General features: G+C 49.8%; 4 protein-coding genes. All 4 read right to left on the bottom strand.

What is annotated here, in order from left to right:
• The coding region (locus tag STRDD11_RS13985; RefSeq protein WP_277592687.1) for a NusA N-terminal domain-containing protein at positions 1 to 657 on the bottom strand (657 nt) is incomplete at its 3' end.
• A 59-nt stretch (positions 658 to 716) separates the two neighbouring features.
• Positions 717 to 1,205 (bottom strand): ribosome maturation factor RimP, encoded by a 489-nt coding sequence (gene rimP, locus STRDD11_RS00320; RefSeq protein ID WP_338060088.1) that lies wholly within the window; start codon positions 1,203 to 1,205, stop codon positions 717 to 719.
• A gap of 255 nt (positions 1,206 to 1,460) precedes the next feature.
• Entirely contained in the window at positions 1,461 to 2,096 is a 636-nt protein-coding gene (gene trmB, locus STRDD11_RS00325; protein ID WP_128834258.1) for a tRNA (guanosine(46)-N7)-methyltransferase TrmB, read from the bottom strand.
• On the bottom strand, positions 2,093 to 2,768 hold a 676-nt coding region (locus tag STRDD11_RS00330), incomplete at its 5' end, for a phosphotransferase family protein (RefSeq protein ID WP_241209257.1). The genes trmB and STRDD11_RS00330, both read right to left, overlap by 4 nt.

Genomic DNA, 2,768 nt, shown 5'->3' on the forward strand with positions numbered 1-2,768 from the left:
TGTTCCGTCGTAGACTTCAGGGATTTCCTGCTCCATCAGGCGCTTGATCATTTCTGGATGGCTGCGGCTGACAAAGACGTTGACTCCGCGGGGATTGTCCTCCACCTTGTAGACAAAGACCTCGATACGGTCGTGAGAAGCAAAGACTTCGCCGGGAATCTGGTCCTGCTTGGACAGCTGCGCTTCAATACTGCCCAGATTGACGTAGATGAAGCGGTTGTCAAAGCGCTCCACCGTTCCGCTCATGATTTCATTTTCATGCTCTTTGTAGGTATTGTAAGTGATGGCCCGAGTCTGCTTGCGCATCTTTTCCATAATGGTCTGCTTGGCAGACTGTGCAGCCACCCGGCCGAACTCTGCCGGAGCCTCTTCAAACTTAATCTTGTCGCCTAGTTCGTAGGCCGAGCTGATTGCTAAGGCATCTTTGAGGCTGATTTCCAAACGGCTGTCAAAGACCTCATCCACTACTTCGCGGACTGTGTAGACACGGAAATCGCCGGTTTTTTCGTCAAATTCAATAGCTGCGCTGTCTGCCTGCCCGTAACGGCGGCGGTATGCTGAACGGAGCGACTCCGTCACCGCGTCGATAATATCTTCTTTCTTAATTCCTTTGTCTTCTTCCAGAATGCGGAAGGCCTCTAGCATTTCTTTACTCATTTTTACATAACTTTTGCTGAAACAAAAGTGTTCCTTTCTTTTATATCGTGCTTCTGCTGCTAAAACTGAACTGCCAGTCTGGCTTTGGAGACCAGACGATAGGGAATCTCAACTTCTTTCCTGCGGGTTTTGTCCAGATACTCCATGCGCAGGATGTCATTTTCAAAACCAACTAAGGTCCCTTCAAAAACCTTGCTCTTATCCAGCGCCTGATACAGGCTGACATGGATATAACTCCCAACCGCAGCAGCCAGCTGCTCCTTGCTCTTAAGCGGCCGCTCCAGCCCCGGACTGGTCACTTCCAGAAAATACTGGTCAGGGAAGGGATCGGGCTTGATGCTGTCCAGCAGGGGACTGATAAGCTCGGTCAGATCCGCCGTATCATTGACCGTAATGCCTTCCGGCTTATCCACAAAGATACTGAGAACATAGTCGCTCCCCATCTTGCCATACTCAATATCCACCAGCTCATAGGGAGCCTGAACAGCCGGTTCAATCACTTCCCTCACTAATTCAACAATCGTTGCGATAAAACTGCACCTCCTCACAGATAAGAGGCGAAGATATTTCCTCGCCTCTCTTTCCTTATTCATTACTAGTATTATAGCACGCTCCCCGCCAGAATGCAAGGAATATGGCAAAACAATCTCAGAAACCTGGCTTTTGATCCGGCGGAGACTGAGCAAAAAGTTCAGTCTGTTGCAGCTGCATGCGAAAAAACAGACTGACGCAGTGGCTGATGGGCATCTTCCTTGGGCTTTTGACAGTCCAAAAATCATGACAGGCTAAATGACGCTAAGCTATCAAAAGGCTGCCTCAACCCGGTAGATGACCTGTCCCTTACTGGAAAATTTCTGCTCGTACTCGGTCAGGACATTGTCTTCAAAATCGCTGGCATGCAGGTCCAGCCAGACGCCTTTCAGTCTCATGCCATACTGAGAAAAGCTGACCAGACTGTATTCAAAGAGACCGCGGTTGTCAGTCTTGAAATGAATCTCTCCATGCTCAGGCAGAATCTTCCTGAATGTATCCAGAAAGGATTTATAGGTCAGACGGCGCTTTTCGTGACGTTTCTTAGGCCAGGGATCGGAGAAATTCAGATAGAGGCGGTCAATCTCGCCGTCAGCAAAGTAGTCGGTCAGATCGGAGCCATCCACCCAGAGCAGCTTGATATTGGGAACAGCCGCTGCTAAAACCTTGTCCAGAGCATAGCTGAGGACCGATTTCTGAATATCAATGCCAATGTAGTTAATATCTGGATGGGCCTTGGCCATGCCGGCGACAAAAGCCCCCTTTCCGCTGCCGACTTCCACATGAATGGGGCGGTCATTGCCGAAAATATCCCGCCATCTTCCCTTGGCGTCAGCAGGATTGAGGACTACATACTGCGGATTTGCTTCCAGTAACTCTGTAGCTCCCTTGCGGTTTCTTACTCTCATTGCACCCTTCCGTACTTGGAACGGAAGTTTCGCAAGGCGTAAATCTCCCGGTTCACATTTTCTAAATCATTGTTTTCATAATATTTGGCAATCTGGGTCAGATAGGAATACTGGCCAAACCAGTATAATTTATTAAAAACCGTCTGATTATACTTGTAGCCGTAGTGGCTCAGCCATTCCTGCCAGCCCGAATCCGGTACATAATGGCTTAGAATATGAGCGACATCCAACATTCTGTCCGTCAGACGAACGGAATCCCAATCCACCAGATAAATCAGCCCGCTGTCCGTTTCCACCCAGTTGCTGTGGCGCACATCTCCGTGAACAATGGTGGCAAAATCCTCCCGAAAGGCCGGCACTGTCTGACGCAATTCGCGGATGACAGACTGCAGATAGCTGTTATTTCGCAAAACAGCCGGCACTTGATTGAGCCAGGCAGTCAGCAAGTCGGTCGGCGTTTCCAGCGTATAGCCCAATTTGGTCAGCTGGGTCATCAAGGGCCGCGAACGGTGCAGCCGCGTCAGAATATTGACCACCTGCTTTTTGGACATGTCATTCGGTGTCAGAATGGTGCCTGAAAGCCACTCTTGCCCGCTCATGACATTGCCGTCTGACATGCGGCGGCTCCACAAAAGCTGCGGTGCAATCTGTTCTCGAGCTAAGCCTGCTAAG

This window comes from Streptococcus sp. DD11 (assembly GCF_001578865.1).
GTDB classification, from domain to species: domain Bacteria; phylum Bacillota; class Bacilli; order Lactobacillales; family Streptococcaceae; genus Streptococcus; species Streptococcus panodentis.

What these genes read in the sequence shown, in the direction of transcription:
- trmB (WP_128834258.1), bottom strand. Translation starts at nt 2,096, where the DNA reads ATGAGAGTAAGAAACCGCAAGGGAGCTACAGAGTTACTGGAAGCAAAT.